At 30.2% G+C, this 486-nt stretch carries 1 protein-coding gene; it reads right to left on the bottom strand.

What is annotated here, in order from left to right:
* The coding region (locus IU405_RS00080; RefSeq protein WP_231749381.1) for a pectate lyase at positions 1-486 on the bottom strand (486 nt) is incomplete at both ends.

The following is a 486-nucleotide window of genomic DNA, read 5'->3' as shown; positions in this document are numbered from 1 at the left end:
CCTTTATTAAAGGCAATTGCTACTTTTTGAATTACATCTTCTGATGGCTTAATTGAGTAAAAATTAGTTTTATCTTTAATTTCTTTCAGGAGAAAAAGAATATTTGCCATTGAGTCATCATTGAAGGTTATGTGTGAATAATATCCCTTTTTTAAAGGATAAAATTGAGGCCATCCACCATTTTCATATTGAGCTTCTAACAAATAATGGAGGCCTTTCAAAAAACTTTCTTTGTATTTTTCATTGGGTTGAAATCTGTAAATTTTCGAAAGAAATAACATTTCTTGGTATGTTGCACCATTATCAGTAGTTGTTCCTTCATTACTAGATTTTAGTTTTTTTAAGGCTTCTCTTTCATTGATTGAAAGTGGTTTTTGTAAAGAGTTGTTTTTTGTCCAACCACCATTTTCTCTTTGATATAGTATCACATTCTCAGCAATATTTTTTGCTTCTTCTGATGCAAACCAGGGGCCTTCTTTTTTATTG

The organism is Polaribacter sp. BAL334 (assembly GCF_015767435.1).
Lineage (GTDB): Bacteria > Bacteroidota > Bacteroidia > Flavobacteriales > Flavobacteriaceae > Polaribacter.
This window is presented reverse-complemented; position numbering and strand designations above follow the sequence as displayed.